At 68.3% G+C, this 20,642-nt stretch carries 14 protein-coding genes and 2 tRNA genes; 8 read left to right on the top strand and 8 right to left on the bottom strand.

Going from position 1 to position 20,642, the window contains the following annotated elements; all coding sequences use genetic code 11:
- The first annotated feature begins 3 nt into the window (after positions 1 to 3).
- Entirely contained in the window at positions 4 to 1,302 is a 1,299-nt protein-coding gene (locus OHA10_RS22725; RefSeq protein WP_371400771.1) for an aspartate aminotransferase family protein, read from the top strand.
- Between the two features lie 206 nt (positions 1,303 to 1,508).
- Here the strand turns inward: OHA10_RS22725 and clpX are convergent, their stop codons facing one another.
- The 5 genes from clpX to OHA10_RS22700 form a co-directional block, all read right to left on the bottom strand.
- Positions 1,509 to 2,801 carry an ATP-dependent Clp protease ATP-binding subunit ClpX gene (clpX, locus tag OHA10_RS22720; RefSeq protein WP_134097008.1) on the bottom strand — a complete coding sequence of 431 codons (1,293 nt, stop codon included), beginning with the start codon at positions 2,799 to 2,801 and terminating at the stop codon, positions 1,509 to 1,511.
- 136 nt (positions 2,802 to 2,937) lie between these two features.
- A complete protein-coding gene (locus OHA10_RS22715) occupies positions 2,938 to 3,549 on the bottom strand; it encodes an ATP-dependent Clp protease proteolytic subunit (RefSeq protein ID WP_371400770.1) in 612 nt (203 codons plus the stop codon).
- A 26-nt stretch (positions 3,550 to 3,575) separates the two neighbouring features.
- Positions 3,576 to 4,199: a ClpP family protease gene (locus OHA10_RS22710; protein ID WP_137253620.1), complete on the bottom strand. Its 624-nt coding sequence runs from the start codon at positions 4,197 to 4,199 to the stop codon at positions 3,576 to 3,578.
- Positions 4,200 to 4,546: 347 nt separating this feature from the next.
- Entirely contained in the window at positions 4,547 to 5,965 is a 1,419-nt protein-coding gene (gene tig, locus OHA10_RS22705) for a trigger factor (RefSeq protein ID WP_371400769.1), read from the bottom strand.
- A gap of 78 nt (positions 5,966 to 6,043) precedes the next feature.
- Positions 6,044 to 6,116 (bottom strand) — tRNA-Pro (locus OHA10_RS22700).
- A 118-nt stretch (positions 6,117 to 6,234) separates the two neighbouring features.
- Here OHA10_RS22700 and OHA10_RS22695 point away from each other — a divergent pair.
- Positions 6,235 to 6,305: transfer RNA gene (locus OHA10_RS22695), tRNA-Gly, on the top strand.
- A gap of 264 nt (positions 6,306 to 6,569) precedes the next feature.
- Here the strand turns inward: OHA10_RS22695 and OHA10_RS22690 are convergent.
- Positions 6,570 to 8,432: a hypothetical protein gene (locus OHA10_RS22690; protein ID WP_371400768.1), complete on the bottom strand. Its 1,863-nt coding sequence runs from the start codon at positions 8,430 to 8,432 to the stop codon at positions 6,570 to 6,572.
- A 152-nt stretch (positions 8,433 to 8,584) separates the two neighbouring features.
- Between OHA10_RS22690 and OHA10_RS22685 the strand changes: the two genes are divergently transcribed.
- The 5 genes from OHA10_RS22685 to OHA10_RS22665 all read left to right on the top strand — a co-directional run bounded on the left by OHA10_RS22685 (position 8,585) and on the right by OHA10_RS22665 (position 16,562).
- A complete protein-coding gene (locus tag OHA10_RS22685; RefSeq protein WP_371400767.1) occupies positions 8,585 to 9,646 on the top strand; it encodes an ATP-binding protein in 1,062 nt (353 codons plus the stop codon).
- A complete protein-coding gene (locus OHA10_RS22680; protein ID WP_371400766.1) occupies positions 9,639 to 11,420 on the top strand; it encodes a hypothetical protein in 1,782 nt (593 codons plus the stop codon). Before OHA10_RS22685 ends, OHA10_RS22680 begins: the two co-directional genes overlap by 8 nt.
- A gap of 64 nt (positions 11,421 to 11,484) precedes the next feature.
- The gene (locus OHA10_RS22675) at positions 11,485 to 12,708 is read left to right on the top strand and encodes an MFS transporter (protein WP_371400765.1); all 1,224 of its coding nucleotides are present in this window, start codon (positions 11,485 to 11,487) and stop codon (positions 12,706 to 12,708) included.
- Between the two features lie 192 nt (positions 12,709 to 12,900).
- Positions 12,901 to 14,691, top strand: coding sequence for an ABC transporter ATP-binding protein (locus tag OHA10_RS22670; RefSeq protein WP_371400764.1), 1,791 nt, complete (start codon positions 12,901 to 12,903; stop codon positions 14,689 to 14,691).
- A complete protein-coding gene (locus tag OHA10_RS22665) occupies positions 14,688 to 16,562 on the top strand; it encodes an ABC transporter ATP-binding protein (RefSeq protein ID WP_371400763.1) in 1,875 nt (624 codons plus the stop codon). Before OHA10_RS22670 ends, OHA10_RS22665 begins: the two co-directional genes overlap by 4 nt.
- A gap of 40 nt (positions 16,563 to 16,602) precedes the next feature.
- Here the strand turns inward: OHA10_RS22665 and OHA10_RS22660 are convergent, their stop codons facing one another.
- Together OHA10_RS22660 and OHA10_RS22655 are read right to left on the bottom strand one after the other, a co-directional pair.
- Positions 16,603 to 17,538 (bottom strand): RNA polymerase sigma-70 factor, encoded by a 936-nt coding sequence (locus OHA10_RS22660; RefSeq protein WP_371400762.1) that lies wholly within the window; start codon positions 17,536 to 17,538, stop codon positions 16,603 to 16,605.
- The gene (locus tag OHA10_RS22655) at positions 17,538 to 18,476 is read right to left on the bottom strand and encodes an NAD-dependent epimerase/dehydratase family protein (protein ID WP_371400761.1); all 939 of its coding nucleotides are present in this window, start codon (positions 18,474 to 18,476) and stop codon (positions 17,538 to 17,540) included. The genes OHA10_RS22660 and OHA10_RS22655 overlap by 1 nt, the downstream gene beginning before the upstream one ends.
- 151 nt (positions 18,477 to 18,627) lie before the next feature.
- Between OHA10_RS22655 and OHA10_RS22650 the strand changes: the two genes are divergently transcribed.
- Entirely contained in the window at positions 18,628 to 20,640 is a 2,013-nt protein-coding gene (locus OHA10_RS22650; RefSeq protein ID WP_371400760.1) for an exo-alpha-sialidase, read from the top strand.
- Positions 20,641 to 20,642: the final 2 nt, after the last annotated feature.

Here is a 20,642-nt window from a genome sequence, read left to right as displayed (position 1 = left end):
CTTGTGCAGAGGACCCACGACCGCGCCGATCGCCTGTACAAGCGTGCCCGGCAGGTGATCGCCGGCGGGGTCTCCAGTGACGCACGCCGTGCCGACCGGCCGCTGTTCGTGGATCACGCACTTGGGGCAGAGCTCTGGGATGTGGACGGCAACCGCTACCTGGACTACGTGCTCGGCCAGGGCCCCAACCTCCTCGGTCACGCCGCACCACTCGTCGCCGACGCTGTCTCGGCCCAGGTACGCCGTGGCGTCGCGTACGCCGCACAGCACGAACTCGAGGCACAGGTCGCTGAACGCCTGTGCGCCATGGTGCCCGCCGCCGAGCTGGTGCGCTTCAACAGCGTCGGCTCGGAGGCTGTGCACGGCGCTATCCGGCTCGCCCGCGGGCATACCGGGCGGCCGAAGATCGTGAAGTTCGAAGGCAACTACCACGGCTGGCTCGACCCGGTGCTTTACAGCGTGCACCCGGATCTCGCCCTGGCCGGCGACGCCCGGCATCCCACCGCGGTCGGCGGTACCGCGGGCCAACCGCGCCACGACGCCGACGACCTGATCATCCTCCCCTACAACGACCTCGCCACCGTCTCCGACGTGTTGTTGCGGTGCGGCGACGACATCGCGGCCGTCATCCTCGAGCCGTTGTTGTGCAACACCGGCTGTATCACGCCTCGACCTGGCTATCTCGAGGCGCTCCGCGAGCTGACCAGGCAGCACGGGTCACTGCTGATCTTCGACGAGATCATCAGCGGCTTCCGCGTCGCACCGGGCGGCGCGGGCGAGCTGCTCGGCGTCGTACCCGATCTGGCCGCCTTCGGGAAGGCGATGGCCGGCGGGATGCAGGTCTCCGCGCTGGTCGGATCGGCCGAGGTGATGGGAACGATTGCCGACGGCAAGGTCGCACACGCGGGCACGTTCAACTCGCACCCGGTCGGGATGGCGGCCGCCGACGCGGTACTGCATCACCTCGACGAGCACCGCGCCGACGTCTACCCGGCGCTGAACACGACCGGCCGACGATTGATGGCCGGGCTGCGCGCTGCCGCGGCGAAGCACGGCGTACCGCTGCTGGTCGAGGGTCCGGGCCCGGTGTTCCAGACGTACATCACCGACCAGACCGAGGTGATCGACTACCGGTCGTTCGCTGCCTGCGACCGGGCCGCGATGGCTCGGTTCCACGCGGGACTGTTCGCTGCCGGGATCAACATCGTCCCCCGCGGACTGTGGTTCCTGTCCACCGAGCACACCGCGGACCAGGTCGACGAGACGATTGCGGCAGCGGAGTCAGTGCTCGCTTCCCTTTAGGCAAGGGATCGAACGGCTTGCGGTCCTGCGAGCAGGTTGTCGCGGATGCCCAGGAACTCGCACTTGATCCCGATCCACGCCGACGACGGTCTTCGGGTCGCCGAGCGAGTTGAGGACGCAGTTCGCGGCCGCCTCGCGTCCACCACGAGAAGGAGGCCGGAAGTCCGCCGTACAGCGGACTCCGGCCTCCGTTCGTCAGGTATCTGCTATGCGCTCTTTTCGCGGCGCTTGGTGCGCTCGATCTGGTCGCGCGGGATCAGCGTCGGGTTCACGTTCTCCAGGACGACGTCGCCGGTGACGACGACCTTGGCGACGTCCTCGCGGCTGGGCACCTCGTACATCACGTTGAGGAGGACCTCTTCCATGATCGCCCGCAGGCCACGGGCGCCGGTGCCGCGCAGCAGCGCCTGGTCCGCGATCGCCTCGACCGCGTCGTCGCTGAACTCGAGCTCGACGTTGTCGATCTCGAACAGCCGCCGGTACTGCTTGACCAGCGCGTTCTTCGGCTCCGAGAGGATCTTGATCAGCGCCTCGCGGTCCAGCGGCGACACCGTCGTGATGACCGGGAGCCGGCCGATGAACTCGGGGATCAGCCCGAACTTGAGCAGGTCCTCCGGCATGACGTCGGCGTACCCGCCGAGCTCCTTCGGCTTCTCCGGCTCACGGGAGGTGTTGAAGCCGAGCGTCTTCTTGCCGACCCGCTGTTCGACCATGTGGTCCAGGCCGGCGAACGCGCCGCCGACGATGAACAGCACGTTGGTCGTGTCGATCTGGATGAACTCCTGGTGCGGGTGCTTGCGGCCGCCCTGCGGCGGGACGCTCGCGGTGGTGCCCTCGAGGATCTTCAGCAGCGCCTGCTGGACGCCCTCACCGGAGACGTCGCGGGTGATCGACGGGTTCTCGCTCTTGCGGGCGATCTTGTCGACCTCGTCGATGTAGATGATCCCGGTCTCGGCCTTCTTGACGTCGTAGTCGGCCGCCTGGATCAGCTTCAGCAGGATGTTCTCGACGTCCTCACCGACGTATCCGGCCTCGGTCAGCGCGGTCGCGTCCGCGATCGCGAACGGGACGTTGAGCATCCGGGCCAGCGTCTGGGCGAGGTAGGTCTTGCCGCAGCCCGTCGGGCCGATCAGCAGGATGTTCGACTTGGCCAGCTCGACGGCCTCGTCCTTCGCGTGCCGGCCCGCGCTCGAGGCGCCCTGACCGTCGCGGACCCGCTTGTAGTGGTTGTACACCGCTACCGCGAGTGCCTTCTTCGCCACGTCCTGTCCGACGACGTACGCGTTGAGGAAGTCGTAGATCTCCCGCGGCTTCGGCAGCTCGGTGAGACCGACCTCGGAGCCCTCGTTCAGCTCCTCCTCGATGATCTCGTTGCAGAGATCGATGCATTCGTCGCAGATGTAGACGCCGGGACCGGCGATGAGCTTCTTGACCTGCTTCTGACTCTTTCCGCAGAACGAGCACTTGAGCAGGTCACCGCCGTCACCAATGCGTGCCACCGGGACAGATCCCTTCTATGCGCAGTCGGACCGATTTCGACGGTACCCCGTCGCGGGCTGAAAAACCGCGCTCGCCACCGGGTTGTGACTACGCCGGTGGCGAACGCGTCGAGCTCTTGACAGGCCGTCGGCCGGGTCAGACGCCGGCCGGGACCGGGGTCTTGAGGCTCTGCAGGACGTCGTCGATCAGGCCGTACTCGATCGCCTGCTCGGCGGTGAGGAACTTGTCGCGCTCGATGTCGCGGGAGACCTCCTCGCGCGACTTGCCGCTGGCGTCGGCGAGCATGGTCTCCAGCAGCGCGCGCAGGCGGAGGATCTCGTTCGCCTGGATCTCGATGTCGCTGGACTGCCCGTAGGTGCCCTCGGTGGCCGGCTGGTGGATGATGATCCGGCTGTTCGGCAGCGCGAGCCGCTTGCCCGGCGTACCGGCCGCGAGCAGCACAGCCGCCGCGGACGCGGCCTGGCCGAGGCACACCGTCTGGACGTCCGGCTTGATGTAGCGGACGGTGTCGTAGATCGCGGTCAGCGCTGTGAACGAGCCGCCCGGAGAGTTGATGTAGATGCTGATGTCGCGGTCGGAGTCCATCGACTGCAGGCACAGCAGCTGCGCCATCACCGCGTTCGCGATCTCGTCGGTGATCGGCGTGCCGAGGAAGATGATCCGGTCCTCGAACAGCTTCGTGTAGGGGTCGATCCGGCGCATGCCGTACGACGTGCGCTCCTCCCACTGCGGGATGAAGTAATTCATGGTGCGTCCTTAACTGGAGTGGGAGATCAGGAGTTCGGGCTGCCCTGGCTCAGCTGGGCGGCGCTGGTCACGACGTGGTCGATGAAGCCGTACTCCTTGGCCGCCTCGGCGGTGAACCAGCGGTCGCGGTCCGCGTCGTTCTCGACCTGCTCGAGCGGCTGGCCGGTGTGCTCGGCGATCAGCTTGAACAGCAGCGCCTTCAGGTGCAGCGACTGCTCGGCCTGGATCTTGATGTCCGAGGCCGTACCGCCCATACCGCCGGACGGCTGGTGCATCATGATCCGCGCGTGCGGCAGCGAGTAGCGCTTGCCCTTCGCGCCGGCGCAGAGCAGGAACTGGCCCATCGACGCCGCCAGACCCATCCCGACGGTGGCGACGTCGTTGGAGATCCACTGCATGGTGTCGTAGATCGCCATACCCGAGTCGACCGAGCCGCCCGGGGAGTTGATGTACAGCCAGATGTCCGCGCTGGGGTCCTGGGCGTTCAGCAGGAGCATCTGCGCGATGATCGCGTTCGAGTTGTCGTCGCGAACCTCGGACCCCAGGAAGATGATCCGGTTCTTCCGCAGCTCGCGGTAGATGTCGTCGTCTTGTCCGCCGGCTCCGTTGCCGCCCGCGGCGGTGGGGATGGCTGCAAATGTCTCGTTCACGAACCCGACATTACTGGTCGGCGGCGACAGACCTAAGGCTGGGCCGTAGGTGTTCGCTCACGGCGCATCCGGTGGCGTGCCGTGTCTGCTGTGTGCGAATCCGGCGCGGTTTTCACCCGCACAGGACCACGGATCCCGGCTCCTCGACCGCTTCCTCATCAGGTACTTCGGGAGCCTCCGACCGATCCTCCAGCAGCGCGGTCATCGGCTGTCCCATCGCTCGGAAATCGTTTCACCGGCCACGCTAGGCGGTCCGCTTGTCGGTTTCCTTGCAGCCGGTTCGCGAAATGCGAACGGCCCGGAAACCCTTTGCAGGGTTCCGGGCCGTTGCGGCGTTGCGGCGTGGATCAGGCCTTCGCGGGCTCCGCTACCGGAGCGTCGGCGTCGGCCGCCTCGGCGGCGTCGGCGGCCTCGGCGGCACCGTCGGCCTCCGGGTCGGCGTAGGTGCCGTCGGGCTGCAGGGTCTTCAGCTCGACCTCGTTGCCGGACGCGTCGGTGACCTTCGCGTTCTCGACCAGGTAGGCCAGCGCCTTGCCGCGGACGACCTCGGACACCAGGCTCGGGACGAGGTTGTTCTCGACTGCGTGCTGGGCGAACTGGTCCGGGCTGACGCCGGAACGCTGCGCGTGCCGGACGATGTGCTCGGTCAGCTCCTGGTCGTTGACGCTCAGCTCCTGCTGCTCGGCCACCAGGTCCAGCACGAACTGCGCCTTGATCGCGTCCTCGGACCGCTTCTTCAGGTCCTCGTCGAACTCTTCCTGGGTCTGCTCCTCACCCTCGAGGAACTGCTCCATCGTCATCCCGGAGTAGCCGAGCTGCTGCTCGAGGTTCTCCTTGCGGGCGGCGAGCTCGTCGGTCAGCAGACCCTCGGGCACCGGCACGTCGACCAGCGTCAGGATCTTCTCCAGTACGGCGTCACGCGCCTCGCCGGCCTGCTCGAGCCGCTTGCCGCGCTCCAGCCGGGTCCGCACGTCGGCGGTCAGCTCTTCCGCGGTGTCGAACTCGGAGGCGGTCTGCGCGAACTCGTCGTCGAGCTCCGGCAGCTCCTGCTCCTTGACCGCGGTCACCGTCACCTCGACGTCGACGTCCTCGCCCTTGAGGCCGCCGCCGACCAGCTGGGTGACGAACGTCTTCTTCTCGCCCGCGCTCAGCCCGGTGACCGCCTCGTCCAGGCCGTCGAGCAGCTGACCGCTGCCCACCTGGTACGACAGGCCGGTCGCCTGCGCCTCCTCGACCTTCTCGCCGTCCTTGCTGGCCGACAGGTCCAGGGTGATGAAGTCCTTGTCCTGCACCGCGCGCTCGACCGGGTTCAGCGAGCCGAAGCGCTGCCGCAGGCCCTCGATCTGCTCGTCGACCTCGTCGTCGGAGATCGCGATGTCCTCGACCTGGGCCTCCAGGCCCTCCAGGTCCGGCAGGGTGATCTCCGGGCGGACCTCGACCTCGGCGGAGAACTGCAGGCTCTCCTTGTCGTTGAACTCGGTCACGTCGACCTCGGGCCGGCCGATCGCCTTCACCTGGTTGTCACTCACCGCCTGCGAGTACAGCTTCGGGAGCGCGTCGTTGATCGCCTCCTCGAGCACCGGACCGCGGCCGACCCGCTGGTCGATGACCTGCGGCGGGATCTTGCCCTTGCGGAACCCGGGGACGGTGATCTGCGAGGCGATGCTCTTGTACGCCGCGTCGAGGCTCGGCTTGAGCTCCTCGAACGGCACCTCGACGATGAGCTTGACCTTCGTCGGGCTCAAGGACTCGACGGTGCTCTTCACGGTGGCGGTTCTCCTTGATTCGATGACATTCACAGCACGGGCGGACAGCCCGGACCGCAGCAGTGCTGCAGGGGTTTGTCGGGGCGACAGGACTCGAACCTGCGGTCTCCTGCTCCCAAAGCAGGCGCGCTAGCCACTACGCTACGCCCCGCAGTGACCGCACGAGTCTAGTCGACCCGGACCAGTGCTCGCGCCACCACCCCGCCGAAGCACATCTGCCGGGCTGTTTTGAGTCCGACCGGGTCCGTGTGGAATCATGTCCGAGCACCGCGGGTGTAGCTCAATGGTAGAGCCCTAGTCTTCCAAACTAGCTACGCGAGTTCGATTCTCGTCACCCGCTCGGGCGAGCGGCGAGCCATGCCTGCGGAAAGCGCAGGCGGGGCTCGCCCTCCTTTTGTGCGCCTTCGCTCCGCTCGGCGCAGGCGGGGGCTCCGCCACCCGCACCCCCTCTTGCCTTCGCTTCGCTCGGCCGCCTGGGTCGGGTTTGCGGGTCACTCGGCCGCTTGGGTCGGGTTTGCGGGTCGCTCGGCTGCTTGGGTCGGGTTTGCGGGTCGCTCGGCTGCTTGGGGCGGGTTTGCAGGTCGCTCGGCCGCTTGGGTCGGGTTTATGGGGCGCGGAGGAAGGCGACTGCGTCTATTGAGGCGGGGGCGGTGCTGGTGGAGATGAGTTTTACGGCGCCTGTGCGGAAGACGGTTGTCGGGAGGTAGGTCGTTACGCGGGTTGTGGTGGTGGCGGCCAGGGAGATTGTGCCGATTTTGATGTTGGCGTGGTAGACGTCTACGCGGCCTTGGCCGGGGCCGTGGAGGGCGGTTACGGCTATGCGTTGGGCGGCTTCGGTGGGCTTGGTGAGGTAGGCGCCGTTGGCTTTGAGGATTGTGGTGGTGCCGAGGAAGGCCAGCGTGCTTGTGGAGCGGGTGACGGTGCCGGCTGAGGTGAAGGCGCGGTCGTCCTGGGGTGCTACCGAGCAGATCTGGGGGGTCCAGGCGGAGAGGTTGCCCAGGTAGTCGCGGGAGCGGACCATGAAGCACTCGTCCCAGCCGAGGCGAGGGGACCAGGTGATCGACGTGATGCGGGTGTTCTGCCAGGTGGCCGGGTAGATCCACTTGCCGAAGGCGACGCCGGGGGCGGCGGTCTTGTAGACGACGTCGTACGACGCGATGTCGGTGTCGTCCTTGTAGGCCCAGCGGACCGTCGCGGTCCCGGACAGTTGTACGCGGTCGCCGATGCGCCAGGTAACCAGGGACGGGGCGGTGCCGTCGACCTCGCTGCAGTACGACGCGCTCCAGGCGCTCACGTTGCCCGCGTAGTCGCGGGCGCGGACCGACCAGCACGTGTCTGTGCCGATGGGGACGGTCAGACTCGCTGCGGTCGTCTTCAGACCCTGCCAGGCAGGCACCAGGTTCCAGGCGCCGTAGGGCGAGGTGCGGTTGGGACGCTGCTGGATCCGCAGGTCGTAGCTCAGCACGCCGCTCGCGGGCGAATTCGGGTCCTGCGGGTCGTTGAAGGCCCAGTCGAACGACAGGCTGGTGTTGTCACGGACGCGGTCACCGGCCGACGCACTGGTCAGTACGGGCGCAACCGTGTCCGGGCGCTGCTGCGGGTCCGGGGTCAGCCAGCTCAGCGTGATCACGCGCGGGTTGCCGTCGGAGTCGGCGTACACGATCTTTGCCAGACCGGAGCCGTCGGCTCGGAAGCTGGGACCGGCCGTGCGGATCGGCCCGTACCGGCGCTGCCCGAGAGCCGGATCGTTGAGGTCGGTGACCAGCAGATCGGACCCGGACGACTGCACCGCGAAACCGTTACCCAGCTGGGAGTCCGCCGCCACAGACAGATTCCGCGGCGGCTGCGGTCCGGCAACGTCGACCACCTGGTTGCAGCCGCTCAGCACAGCCCACCGGCCGCTCACGTCGTCCGGGCCGACCGTGCACGCACTGGCGACCAGAATCGTCTTCACGTCACCGGTAGTCAGGTTCTTGCCGTCCAGCTGCCCCGGCGAGGTCACCTTCCACACAGTGTCGCCGGACATGGCGAACGGCGGCGCGTAGTCGGCCAGCTTCGTCTTCGTAGCAACGTCGTACACCTCTGCGGTCGCTCCGGCCGGCGTGCGGTGCGAGACGAGCTTGCCGCCCTTCCCGAGCACCACCTCGTCCGCTGCCGGGAACGTGAGCCCGCCGACCTTCGCAGTACCGCCGTCGAATGTCAGGAGCGCAGAGCCCTCCACCTGCAGCGGCTTGCCGACGTTCGTGCCGCCGGACGCGGTCCAGGTGGTCCCGTTGTTGCTGGTCTCGTAGACCGGGTTCGACACGACCACGCGGGCGCCGGACATCCCGACGTCGACCGCGGACCGCCCCGGAACCAGCACCCCCGCCCCCAGGTGCGGTGGCGGGTCGGCAGCCATCACCTGCGACGCCGACAACGGCAGCAGTACGACGGCGCACACAGCCGCCGCCTTGACCCGAAAGCTCACCACGAGAGACCCCCCAGTACTCCGAAGACAACGGGCCGCACCCTAGTCAGTAACCACCGGTAACGGAAGCACCCTGGAAAACAGAGTGACACACCGTGACTCCAAGAGGATCCTGGAGGGCTGACCAAGGACGGCAGCCACGAAAGGAATGAATGCAGGCAGGAATCACGGTATCGGCGGCAGAACTGCCCGAAGTACTGCTGCACGTCGCAGTGGTACGCCCGGTCTTCCTTTGGGGTGCACCGGGGATCGGGAAGAGCAGTCTGGTGCGGGCGTTCGCGGAATCGCTCGGTCTGGAGTGCGTGACGCTCCTGGGGACGCAGCTCGCGCCGGAAGACCTCATCGGCGTACCGCAGATCGTCGACGGCCGCAGCCGGTTCGCACCGCCGGTGGCGATCGCCCGGGACGAGCCGTACTGCCTGTTCCTCGACGAGCTCAACGCCTCGTCCGCCGAGGTCCAGAAGGCGTTCTACTCGCTGATCCTGGACCGCAGGATCGGTGAGTACGAATTGCCGGAGGGGTCCGTCGTGATCGGCGCCGGCAACCGGGCCACCGACAACGCGCTCGCCCGTCCGATGGCGAGCGCACTGGTCAACCGGCTCGTCCACGTCCACCTGCGGGCCTCCGCGAGCGACTGGCTGCAGTGGGCGGGTACGGCGGGCATCCACCCGTGGGTACTCGAGTACCTGCGCAACCGTCCCGACCACTTGTGGACCGCGCCGCCGAAGACCGAGGAGCCCTTCTCCACCCCGCGCAGCTGGCACATGCTCTCGGACGCCCTGCATTCGTACGGCGATGAGGTGGCCGACGAGACGCTGCGGGTACTTGCCTTCGGCACCTTGTCCGCCACGCACGCCTCCACGTTCCGCGCGTACGTGAAGACGGTCCGCCACGCCTTCGGGCTGGACGCCGTGCTCAAGGGCGAGACCGGCTGGCCGTCGGCTCCCGAGGACCGTGACCTGCTGTACTTCCTCGCCGAGACCTTCCGCGCCCGGCTGATCAAGGAGCTCGCTGCGGACAAGGCCTCCGCCAACCCCGCGGCCCGTCAGCTCGCGCACCGGGGCAAGGCGCTGCTGGTGGAGCTGGCAGAGATCTCGCTCGAGATCGCCCAGCTGGTGATCGCGTCCGACGACGACGGCCGTCCGGTGCTGCCGACGTGGTTCCTGGTCGAGGTCAGCCGCGACCTGCCGCGGCTGGTGGCGGCACGTGCCTAAACGCAAGAAGCAGCGGGACCCGGCGTGGGAGGCGATCCAGGCCGGCTGGACAACCGTCGTACAGCACCCGCTGTTCGCTCCGATGGCCGATTGGGCGCACAGCCCGATCCGTGACGACGACTGTCCGGCCGCCGCCTGGGCGATCATCGACTCGAACGGCCGGATCCGCACACACCGGACCCGCCGAGCGACCCCGGACGAGTGGACGTGGGTCTTCGCGCACCTGCTCATCCACCTCGGCCTCGGCCACGCGGACCGCGACCGGCCGGAGCCTGACCAGCCCGCCTGCGCCGCGTACGACGTCGCCGTCAACCGCTACCTCCAGTCGCTCAAACTCGGTACGCCGGTCGTGGAACTGCCGACGACCTTCCCGGCAATGGAGGAGGACGCGCTGGCACGTCTCTGGCGGCGTGAAGGCGTGCCGGCGGAGTACGACGGTCTCGGTGTGGCAGGCCACCAGTCCGACGTCGAGACCGCCCGGTGGAATGGATGGGGCAAGCCGCCCGAATGGGGCGAGCTCTTCGCCGCCGGACTGTCCGCCGCGGCTGCAGCGGCCGTCGAGGTCGCCGGCGGCGCACGCTCTTCGCTGAGCGCGGGCCGTGGCGGACGGGACAAGTGGGACCTGGCACTCGGCTGGTTCGTCTCCTCGTACCCGCTGCTCGGTGCGATCGCGTCGAGTATGACGATCGTGGCCGAGGCGGAGCTCGCCCGCGGCTGGGACATCCGCGTGGCGGCCGTGAACGCCGCCGTCGGCGAGATCTACGTCAATCCACTCACCAGCCTGACGTCGAGCGAGTGGCGGTTCGTCATGGCCCACGAGATGCTGCACGCCGCCCTCCGCCACGGTGAGCGGGTCGGCGGCCGTGACCCGTACCTGTGGAACGTCGCCGCCGATCTGGTGATCAACGGCTGGCTGCTGGAGATGGGCGTCGGCAGCATGCCGGACGGCGCGCTGCACGACCCGGTCCTCAAGGGCATGTCCGTCGAGGAGGTCTACGACCGCATCACCACCGACCTGCGTCGCTATCGGAAGCTGGCGACGCTCCGCGGCGTCGGACTGGGCGACGTACTCGGCCACCCGCTGCCGCACGCAGGCGAGGCCGCACGTGGCGCCGGTCTGGACGACATCTACCGCCGGGCGCTCACCACCGGGCTGGCGTACCACGACTCCGCCCGCGGCACGCTGCCCGCTGGACTGGTCGAGGAGATCCGCGCACTGGACCACCCACCTCTGGCCTGGGACGCACAGCTGGCCCGCTGGTTCGAGGAGCACGTCCCGGCCGTCGCGAAGACCCGCACGTACGCCCGCGCGTCCCGACGCCAGTCCGGTACGCCGGACATCCCGCGCCCCGGCTGGATCCGCCCGGTCGAGCTCGACCGCCTCCCGACGTACGGCGTGGTGCTCGACACGTCCGGATCGATGGACCGTGAGCTGCTGGGCAAGGCGCTCGGCGCGATCGCGTCGTACTCGCGGGCTCGCGACGTACCGGCCGCGCGGGTCGTGTACTGCGACGCGGCGGCGTACGACGCCGGTTATGTGCCCGTGGACGACATCGCCGGCCGGGTACAGGTCCGCGGTCGCGGCGGGACGGTGCTGCAGCCCGGTGTCGACCTGCTCGAGCGGGCGAAGGACTTCCCCGCCGAAGGCCCGATCCTGCTCATCACCGACGGCCAGTGCGACGTCGTCCGGGTACGACGCGAGCACGCCTGGCTGATCCCCCGTGGTGCCTCGCTGCCCTTCACTGCAAAGGGTCCTGTGTTTCGCGTGGAGTGAACAAGCTCTGCTGGCGGCGAACAGGCGTAGTCGCATGACTCTCCTGGGTGACAGGTTCACAGGTATGGCGTGGGTCGTGACGGGTGAATTCAGGAAGCTGTGGATCGGACAGCTCGTGTCAGCGTCCGGCAGCGCAGTCACCACTGTCGCGCTGCCGCTGGTAGCAGTCGTGACCCTGCAGGCATCGGCCGTAGAGATGGGTGCGCTGTCGGCCATCTCGATCGCGCCGCATCTGGTGTTCGGCCTGCCGGCCGGTGTCTGGGTGGACAGGTGGTCACGGCGGCGCGTCCTCATCTGGACGGACATCGGACGGCTGCTCCTGCTCGGCTCCGTGCCGATTGCCGCGGCCATGGACGTACTGCGGATCGAGCAGCTGTACGTCGTCGCCGTACTGACCGGGGTGCTCACGCTGCTGTCCGACACCGCGTCCCAGACGATGATCCCGTTGCTGGTGCCACGTGAGGACCTGATGCGGGCCAACAGCGCCGCCCTGCTGAACCTGAATCTCGCCTCGACCCTCGGACCGTCCGCCGCCGGGTTCCTCGTACAGGTGCTGACAGCACCGTTCGCGATCGTCATCGACGCCGCGTCGTACGTCGTGTCCGCGGTCGCGTCGTACCTCATCCGCGAACCGGACCGCGTGCCCCCGCCACCACGGTCCGAAGTACGCCTGTCAGCAGGACTGCGCGTGCTCTTCGGTCACCCGATGCTCAGGCCGTTGGTCATCTCCGCGGGCATTGCGGCCATGGCCGGAGCTATGCAGGGGCCACTGATCGTGCTGTTCCTGATCCGGGAGCTGCACCGGTCCCCCGCCTTCGTCGGACTCACGCTGACCGCGTTCGGCGCTGCTGCGGTCGCCGGGACCGTTGTGGCCGGTCCCTGGTGCCGGCGGGTCGGCCTCGGCCGCTCGTACCTGTCCGGCGTCTTCCTGGCCTCGCTCAACGGCGTCCTGCTCTTCACGGGTCGTACGCCGCTCATCCTCCTCGGCCAGGTCCTCGCCGGCCTGGGGATGTCGCTGTTCGGCGTGCCGCAGCGCACGCTGCGTCAGGCACTGGCCCCCGACCACCTCCTGGGTCAGGTCACCGCCTCCTGGCGCACGCTCGTCATCGGCGGCCAGACGGCCGGCGCGGCCCTGTCCGGCGTCCTGGCCACCGCGATCCACATCCGCCCGACGCTGCTGATCGCCACCGCCGGCATGCTCGCGGGGCTGCTGGCCGCCTTCCTCTCGCCGCTCCGCGGACTGCGGCAACTGCCCGAACAGGAACCGGCCGGGCGATCGCTGGCGTAGTACTGATTGCGGATCGTGATAGGTCCGGACAGGGCTCCCGCGTGGGTCCTGGGTGGGTTATTGCGTTTCATCCGGCGGGAATGGAATTGGCGGGACAAGCGCTTACCTACTGGGCGATACTGGAAAGTGCGCCGTTTTCAGGTCGCCCAAACCCCTTGTGAACCGAAGTAGATGGGAAGTGCGCCCGTCCAGATGCCGTCAGAGCACGCTGTCAAAGCGCCGTCGATCGCTGCCCCTACCACCCGTGTCCCCGAACGCAGCCGCAACCTGTGGCGACTGCGTCCTTACCTGAAGCCACACCGCTGGCGCCTCGCGGTGATGTTCTCCACCGCCATGCTCGGCGTCGGAGTCAGCCTCACCGTCCCACTGGTCACCCGGTCCATCATCGACGGACCGGTCACCCGTCACGAGCTGAGCATGCTGGTCCCGCTCGCGCTGCTGGCCCTCGGGCTCAGCATCGCCGAGGTCATCTTGGTGTGGATGCGCCGTTGGGCGCAATCCCGAACGGTGAGTGATTTGGAGGCGACACTCCGGCACGACCTGTATGTCCGGCTGCAGTCGCTGCCGATGGAGTTCCACACCCGGTGGCAGAGCGGTCAACTGCTGTCCCGGGTCACCACCGACCTGTCCACGATCCGCCGGTTCATGGGCTTCGGCCTGCTGTTCCTGGTGATGAACATCCTGCAACTGGTCGTCGTCACGATCCTGCTGCTGCAGTTGTACTGGCCGCTCGGTCTCGTGGTCCTGGTGGCCGCCGTACCGGTTGTCATGGTGTCGCTGAAGTTCGAGAAGAAGTACCTGCGGATCTCCCGCAAGGTCCAGGACCAGCAGGGTGACCTGGCCACCCGGATCGAGGAGTCCGCGCTCGGCTTCCGGGTGATCAAGGCCTTCGGCCGCCGGCCGCACGTCCAGCGCCAGTTCGACGACGAGGCGACCACGCTGTACGACACCGAGGTCGAGAAGGTCCGGCTCGCGTCGAGGTTCTGGAGCTTCCTCGGCGTCATCCCGAACCTGACCCTGGTCATCGTGTTGCTGCTCGGCGCGCTCGCGGCCGGCCGGCAGGCGATCACCCTCGGCACCCTGGTCGCGTTCATCACGCTGATGCTGTCCCTGGTCTGGCCGGTCACCTCGCTCGGCGCGATCCTGGCGATGGCACAGGAGTCGATGACCGCGGCGGACCGGATCAGCGAGATCCTGGACACCTACTCGGTGATCAAGTCCGGTCCGGACGAGCTCACCAACCCGCGCGGCCACCTCCGGTTCGAGCACGTCGGGTTCCGGTTCTCCGACGACTCCGCCGAGGTCCTCCACGACATCAACCTCGACCTGACCCCTGGCACGACGCTCGCACTGGTCGGCGCCACCGGGTCCGGCAAGACCACTCTGACCGCACTGGTCCCCCGGCTGTACGACGTGACCGCCGGACGGATCACCATCGACGGGCACGACATCCGGGACCTGACCCTGAAGTCGCTGCGGACCGCGGTCGCCTCCGCGTTCGACGACCCGACGCTGTTCTCGATGAGCGTCCGGGAGAACCTGACGCTCGGCCGCCCGGACGCCAGCGACGCCGACGTACAGCAGGCGCTGGAGGTGGCACAGGCGCAGTTCGCCAACGACCTGCCGTGGGGGCTGGAGACCCGCGTCGGTGAGCAGGGCATGTCGCTGTCGGGTGGACAGCGGCAGCGGCTCGCACTGGCCCGTGCAGTGCTCGCCAAGCCGGCCGTACTGGTCCTGGACGACACGCTGTCGGCGCTCGACGTCCACACCGAGGCTCTGGTGGAGGAGGCGCTGCAGAACGTGCTCGCCGACACCACCGGCATCGTGGTGGCGCACCGCGCGTCGACCGTGATGCTGGCCGACAAGGTCGCCCTGCTCCAGGGCGGCACCGTCACCCACGTCGGAACCCATCAAGAACTGCTGGCGACGGTGCCGGAGTACCGGCACCTGCTGGCAGCCGAAGAAGAGGAGGTGCACGCATGACGACGACCCAGCAAACACCTCCTCCAGCGAAGGAACGAGAGCAGAAGCCGCCGGAGGAGCAGAGCTGGCGGGGCCTGTTCGAGGAGGATCCGGACCGGGAGATCTCCCGGGCGACGACCATCCGGCTGAAGGAGGACTCCCGCAAGCTGCTCGGGGAGCTGCTCCGGCCGTACCGGAAGCTGATCTGGCTGCTGGTCGCGATCGTGATCGTCGAGAACGGCGCCCGGCTCGCGGTGCCGTACCTGGTCCACCTCGGGATCGACAACGGCATCCCGCCGATCCTGGCGGGCAAGGGTTCGCAACAGCTGATCACGATCGTGATCGCGGTGTTCGCGGCGGCGTTGCTGCAGGCGTGGGCGCGGCAGATCTTCCTGATGCGGTCCGGGCGGCTCGGTCAGACGATCCTGCTCGGCCTGCGCAAGCGGGTGTTCGACCACTTCCAGCGGCTCAGCCCGGCGTTCCACGACCGGTTCACCTCGGGCCGGGTGATCTCCCGGCTGACCTCCGACGTACAGGTCATCGACGAGATGCTGGCCAGCGGGTTCGACAGCCTGGTGACCGCCGTCCTGACCCTGGTCGGTACGTCGATCATCCTGCTCACGCTGGACGTCAAGCTCGGTCTGCTCGCACTGCTGTCGTTCCCGGCGCTGCTGGTCCTGACGGCGTGGTTCCGGAAGCGGTCGGCAGTGGTCTACCGGCAGACCCGTGAGGCCGTCGTCCTGGTCATCGTGCACTTCGTCGAGTCGATGACCGGCATCCGCGCGGTCCAGGCCTTCCGCCGGGAGCCGCGCAACGAGGAGATCTTCCACGGGGTCAACGACCGCTACCGGAAGGCGAACCTCGAGTCGTTCCGCCTGAACGCGGTGTTCATGCCGGCGATCAAGGGCGTCGGCAACATCACGATCGTCGCGATCCTGGCGTACGGCGGTTACCAGGCCTACCACGGGCACGTGACGGTCGGCGTACTGACGGCGTTCCTGCTCTACCTGCGGCAGTTCTTCGAGCCGCTGCAGGACATCACGCAGTTCTACAACACGTTCCTGTCCGCGTCGGCGGCGCTGGAGAAGCTGTCCGGCGTGCTGAACGAGACCCCGGACGTTCCGGAGCCGATCGAGCCGGCCAAGCCCGGCAAGGCGCGCGGCCACCTGGAGCTGCGGAACGTGCGGTTCGAGTACGTCGACGGCGTACCTGTGCTGCCCGGTCTGCAGCTGGACGTGCCGGCCGGTCAGACGCTGGCCCTGGTCGGTACGACGGGCGCCGGCAAGACCACGATCGCCAAGCTGGTCGCACGGTTCTACGACCCGACCGGCGGGCACCTGCTGCTCGACGGTGTGGACCTGCGCGACCTGTCCGAGGACGACCTGCGCGAGCGGGTGGTCATGGTGACCCAGGAGAACTTCCTGTTCACCGGCTCGGTCGCCGACAACATCCGCTTCGGCAAGCCCGACGCGACGATGGAGGAGGTCGTCGAGGCCGCGAAGGTGATCGGCGCGCACGACTTCATCATCGCGTTGCCGGACGGCTACGAGACCGCGGTGGAGAAGCGCGGATCCCGGTTGTCGGCCGGTCAGCGCCAGCTGGTCGCGTTCGCGCGGGCGTTCCTGGCCAACCCCGCCGTACTGATCCTGGACGAGGCGACGTCCAGCCTGGACATCCCCAGCGAGCGACTGATCCAGCGGGCGCTGAGGACGATCCTGGCCGACCGTACGGCGATCGTGATCGCCCACCGGTTGTCCACCGTCGAGACCGCGGACCGGGTGCTGGTGCTGGAATACGGGCGCATCATCGAGGACGGCGCACCCGACGACCTCATCACCCGTGACGGCCACTACGCCGGGCTGCACCAGGCCTGGGAGGACTCCCTGGCCTGAGCGGAGGCTTCAGCTCAGTGCGGGCGCGTGGGGGTTCCCCTCACGCGCCCGCATCTGTTTTCCGCGCCTCGGTGGTCTCGCGGACGACGGCCCAGGCATCGGCGACCGGGCCGACGTGCCGGAGCTTGTCCGGGTTGACCACCGCGCGGATCGCGACGATCTGGCCGTCGGCAATGTCGAGGGTCCAGGTGTTGACCACCCGGCCGGCGGCGTCGCGGAAGATCGCACCCGGCTGGCCGTTCACCTCGTGCGGCTCGACGACGCCTCCGATCCGCGCGAACGGCTCCGCGAGCGCGGCGAGCATGCCGGCCACGTTGCGTGCGCCGACGATCAGGCCGCGACCCCACTGCGGCGCCTTGCCACCCGCATCGCCGACCATCTGCACGTCCGCAGCCAGGAACTGCAGCAGGTCGTCGACGGCGCCCTCCTTGAACGCGTCGAAGAACCGGACCGCCAGCTCGTCGCACTCACGCCGGTCCGCCTCGAACCTCCGCCGGCCGTCGTCCATGTGCCGGCGCGCCCTGGCCGCCAGCTGACGGCACGCGGCCTCCGACCGGCCCAACGATGCGGCGACCTCCGCGAACCCGAAGCCGAACACCTCGCGCAGCACGAAGGCCGCGCGCTCCAACGGCGACAGCCGTTCGAGCAGGAGCAGCGCCGCCGTCGACACCGAGTCGGCGAGTTCGGCCGCCCGCTCCGGGTCCTGGTACGGGTCGGACAGCAGCGGTTCGGGGAGCCACGGCCCGAGATACGCCTCGCGGCGATGTCGGGCGGACCGCAGTACGTCGACCGAGACGCGGGTGACGACAGCCGACAGGAACGCCTTCGCCGACGCGGGCCGGGTCGGCGAACCGGCGTACCGCAGCCAGGTGTCCTGGACGGCGTCCTCGGCCTCGCTGACGCTGCCGAGGATCCGGTAGGCGATCGAGAACAGCAGCGGCCGCAGTTCCTCGAACTCCTCGTCGCGATCCGGCATCAGGACCCCGCCAGCTCGGCCTTGAACCCAAGCCGCCAGGACGGGTACCGCAGCTCCCAGCCGAGCTCCTTCTTGGCCTTCGCGTTGGAGAAACCCCGTCCCTCGGTCATCATCACCACCGCCTGGTCCCCCGCCAGCCGCCGCGCGAGCCACAGCGGGACACGCATCGGCGGCTTCGCACCGGCGCACTCCGCCAGATACGGCAGCCACTCACTGGCCGGCGCCGGATCGTCGTCGACGATGTTGAAGACACCGTGGACCCGCTGCTCGACAGCCAGCACGGTCGCGCTCGCCGCGTCGTCGAGATGCACCCAAGAACTGTAACCAGTTCCCTTTCCGACCAGCGGGTACTGGCGTTTGCGCACCAGCTCCACCTGGTCGTCGATGGCGCCGGGTCCGTAGAACGCGCCGTACCGCAGGACGGCGCCGCCGATCCCGAGGACCAGATCCTCGATCCGGCTCAGCGCCTTCAGGCCGACGTACGCCGCTGTTCCGTCGAGCAGGTCGAGCGGATCCTGCTCGGTCTTCACCCAGCCGCCTTCGCGGATGCCGTTCCAGCTCGCATATCCCTGCGCCACGAAGTGCGGCACGCCGACCGCCTCGGCCGCGGCGAGCAGGTGATCGGTGCCCTCGGTCCGCAGCCGGTTCGTCTTCGCGAACCAGCGATCCGGGTGCTTGATGTCGGGCTTGCCCGCGTGGGCCATCGAGATCGCGGTCATCTGATGCACGATCACGTCCGGCTTCGCCAGCGCGACCGCCTCGCCGACCGAAGCTCCGTCGAGGCCGTCCATGACGACGGCCTCGGCGCCTGCCGCCTTGATCAGGTCCAGCTTCGCCGTGGTCGTCGTGGTCGCTGTCACCTCGTGCCCACGGGCGACCAGTTGCGGCACCAGCCGCCGGCCAAGGACGCCACTGCCACCCGCTACGAATACTCGCATCCGCATTCACGCTCCTTTGTCGCCCCCGAGACGAGACAGCGCCGCCGGTTGTGACACGGCTGGCAAAAGATGCGAGATAATACCTATTAGCGTCTAGCGGTCGAAGGAACTGAGCTAGTACGGTCCTGGCACCCGTCGTGAGGAGAGTGGGATGCCGATCAGTCGTCGTACGTTGAATCTCGGGATCGCCGCCGGAGCTGCCGCAGCCGCGCTGCCGACGTCCGCCAACGCCGCCGGACCGCATCGTGGTGGTGGTCACGGACGCCATCAGCCGGCGGCGCCGGTCTTCGGTGAGACGACGTTGTGGGACAACACCGTCGACCCGCTGGCCAGCTACTTCGTCTACGGATTGATTGCGACGCGCAACGACACGCTGATCGCGTGCACCGAGGGCCGGCACGAGGTGTGTGACGCGGGACCGCACGATCTGCTCATCCGGCGCAGCACGGACCGCGGACAGACCTGGCTGCCCACGCAGACGGTCGAGGCGTCGGTCAACGGCGAGAGCTGGGCCAACCCGACATTCGTTGCCGACGGCCACACCGGTGAAGTGTTCCTGTTCTACAACCTCTGCGCGCGACTGCCGGAGAACACCAGCTGCTCCTCAGACACCGGCATCGTGCACTACCGCTCCAGCACCGACAACGGCGCTACGTGGAGCGAACGGCACAGTCTGGACGGCTTGTTCGACAGCTTCCCGTTCAACTGGGAGATGCACGGTCCTGGCCCCGGCCACGGCATCCAGCTGCAGTCCGGCCGTCTGCTGCTCACCGTGTCGCACCGGACGATCATCACCGGCGTACCGACGGCAGACCGCAACTACGGCGCCTCCACGATCTACAGCGACGACCACGGCCGCACCTGGAAGGCCGGTGGTGAAGTACCACTCGGAACTGGTCTGCCGACGGTCGGCGAGGCCAGACTGCTGCAACGTGCGGACGGGTCGATCGTGATGAACAGCCGGCCCGGCTCCGGCAACGACTGGCCGCGGGACTTCGCCATCAGCACCGACGACGGTCTGAGCTGGTCGCGGGCGGTGATGGACTTCAGCGTGGGTCTGTTCAACGGCTGCGACATGGGCTTCCTCAGGTACACGGACCAGGCCAACCGGGTGCTGCTCAGCCGGCCGGACTCCCCCATGCGCTGGAACATGACGGTCGCGGTCAGCTACGACGAGGGCAAGTCGTTCCGCTACAGCCGATCGATCAGCCAGCTCCGCGGGTACTACTCCGACCTCGCTCGCCTGTCCGACGGCACGATCGTCCTGCTGTACGGCTGCGACGGCGACATCGACAGCAGTCCGCGCCGGGTGGCGGTCGCCCGCTTCAATCTGGAGTGGCTGACCCAAGGACGCGACAGTCTGGCCACGGGGCCGGGTCTGTCCACGTCGTCGTACCCGATGAACTACCCGCGGCTCCCAGCCGGTGCTGCCGGCGCGTACGTCGACCAGTCGATCCACGTGGACCGCGACGACACGTACGAGCTCTGGCTGCGCTATTACCGCTCGGCCGACGGCGGACTGGTCACGGTGACTGTCGACGGGGACGCTCCACGGGTCAGTGCGCTCGACCTGACGTCGTTCCGCGGCGAGGGCTACGACATGGTGCTGCTCGACCGGCGTCAGCTCACAGCAGGCCGGCACTCCATCCGCTTCACCCTCGCGGGCGCAGGGCGAGGCGGAGGTACGGCGGTGGCTCTCGAGCAGCTGACCCTCGTCAAGGCGCCGGCGATACCGGACGTCCGGGAAGAGGTGACCGTCGACAACGGCGGGCTCGGCTTCGAGACCGTCGGGACGTGGGCCAGCGCACGCGGCATCCTCGGGTACTACGGGTTCAACTACCTCAGCCACGCCAAGGGCACCGGCGCCAACCTGGCCCGTTTCCGTCCCGCCATCCCCGGCACCGGTCAGTACGAGGTCCTCACGTCGTACACCGCCGATCCGAACCGCGCTTCCAACGCGAAGTACGTCGTCCACCATGCGTCCGGTACGACGACGGTGACGGTCGATCAGCGCGTCCGCGGCGTACCCGATCCGCGGACCGGTGAGTGGGTGTCGCTCGGCACGTTCACCTTCGACGCCGGCCTGGAGAGCTACGTCGAGCTGAGCGACGACGCCGACGGCTTCGTCATCGCCGACGCGGTCCGCTGGCGCCGGCTGCCGTAGTA

Origin of the sequence: Kribbella sp. NBC_00662, assembly GCF_041430295.1 — a bacterium.
Classification (GTDB): domain Bacteria; phylum Actinomycetota; class Actinomycetes; order Propionibacteriales; family Kribbellaceae; genus Kribbella.
This window is presented reverse-complemented; position numbering and strand designations above follow the sequence as displayed.

What these genes read in the sequence shown, in the direction of transcription:
- OHA10_RS22715 (WP_371400770.1), bottom strand. Translation starts at nt 3,549, where the DNA reads ATGAATTACTTCATCCCGCAGTGGGAGGAGCGCACGTCGTACGGCATG.
- OHA10_RS22685 (WP_371400767.1), top strand. Translation starts at nt 8,585, where the DNA reads ATGCAGGCAGGAATCACGGTATCGGCGGCAGAACTGCCCGAAGTACTG.
- OHA10_RS22675 (WP_371400765.1), top strand. Translation starts at nt 11,485, where the DNA reads ATGGCGTGGGTCGTGACGGGTGAATTCAGGAAGCTGTGGATCGGACAG.
- OHA10_RS22670 (WP_371400764.1), top strand. Translation starts at nt 12,901, where the DNA reads ATGCCGTCAGAGCACGCTGTCAAAGCGCCGTCGATCGCTGCCCCTACC.
- OHA10_RS22665 (WP_371400763.1), top strand. Translation starts at nt 14,688, where the DNA reads ATGACGACGACCCAGCAAACACCTCCTCCAGCGAAGGAACGAGAGCAG.
- OHA10_RS22660 (WP_371400762.1), bottom strand. Translation starts at nt 17,538, where the DNA reads ATGCCGGATCGCGACGAGGAGTTCGAGGAACTGCGGCCGCTGCTGTTC.
- OHA10_RS22655 (WP_371400761.1), bottom strand. Translation starts at nt 18,476, where the DNA reads ATGCGAGTATTCGTAGCGGGTGGCAGTGGCGTCCTTGGCCGGCGGCTG.
- OHA10_RS22650 (WP_371400760.1), top strand. Translation starts at nt 18,628, where the DNA reads ATGCCGATCAGTCGTCGTACGTTGAATCTCGGGATCGCCGCCGGAGCT.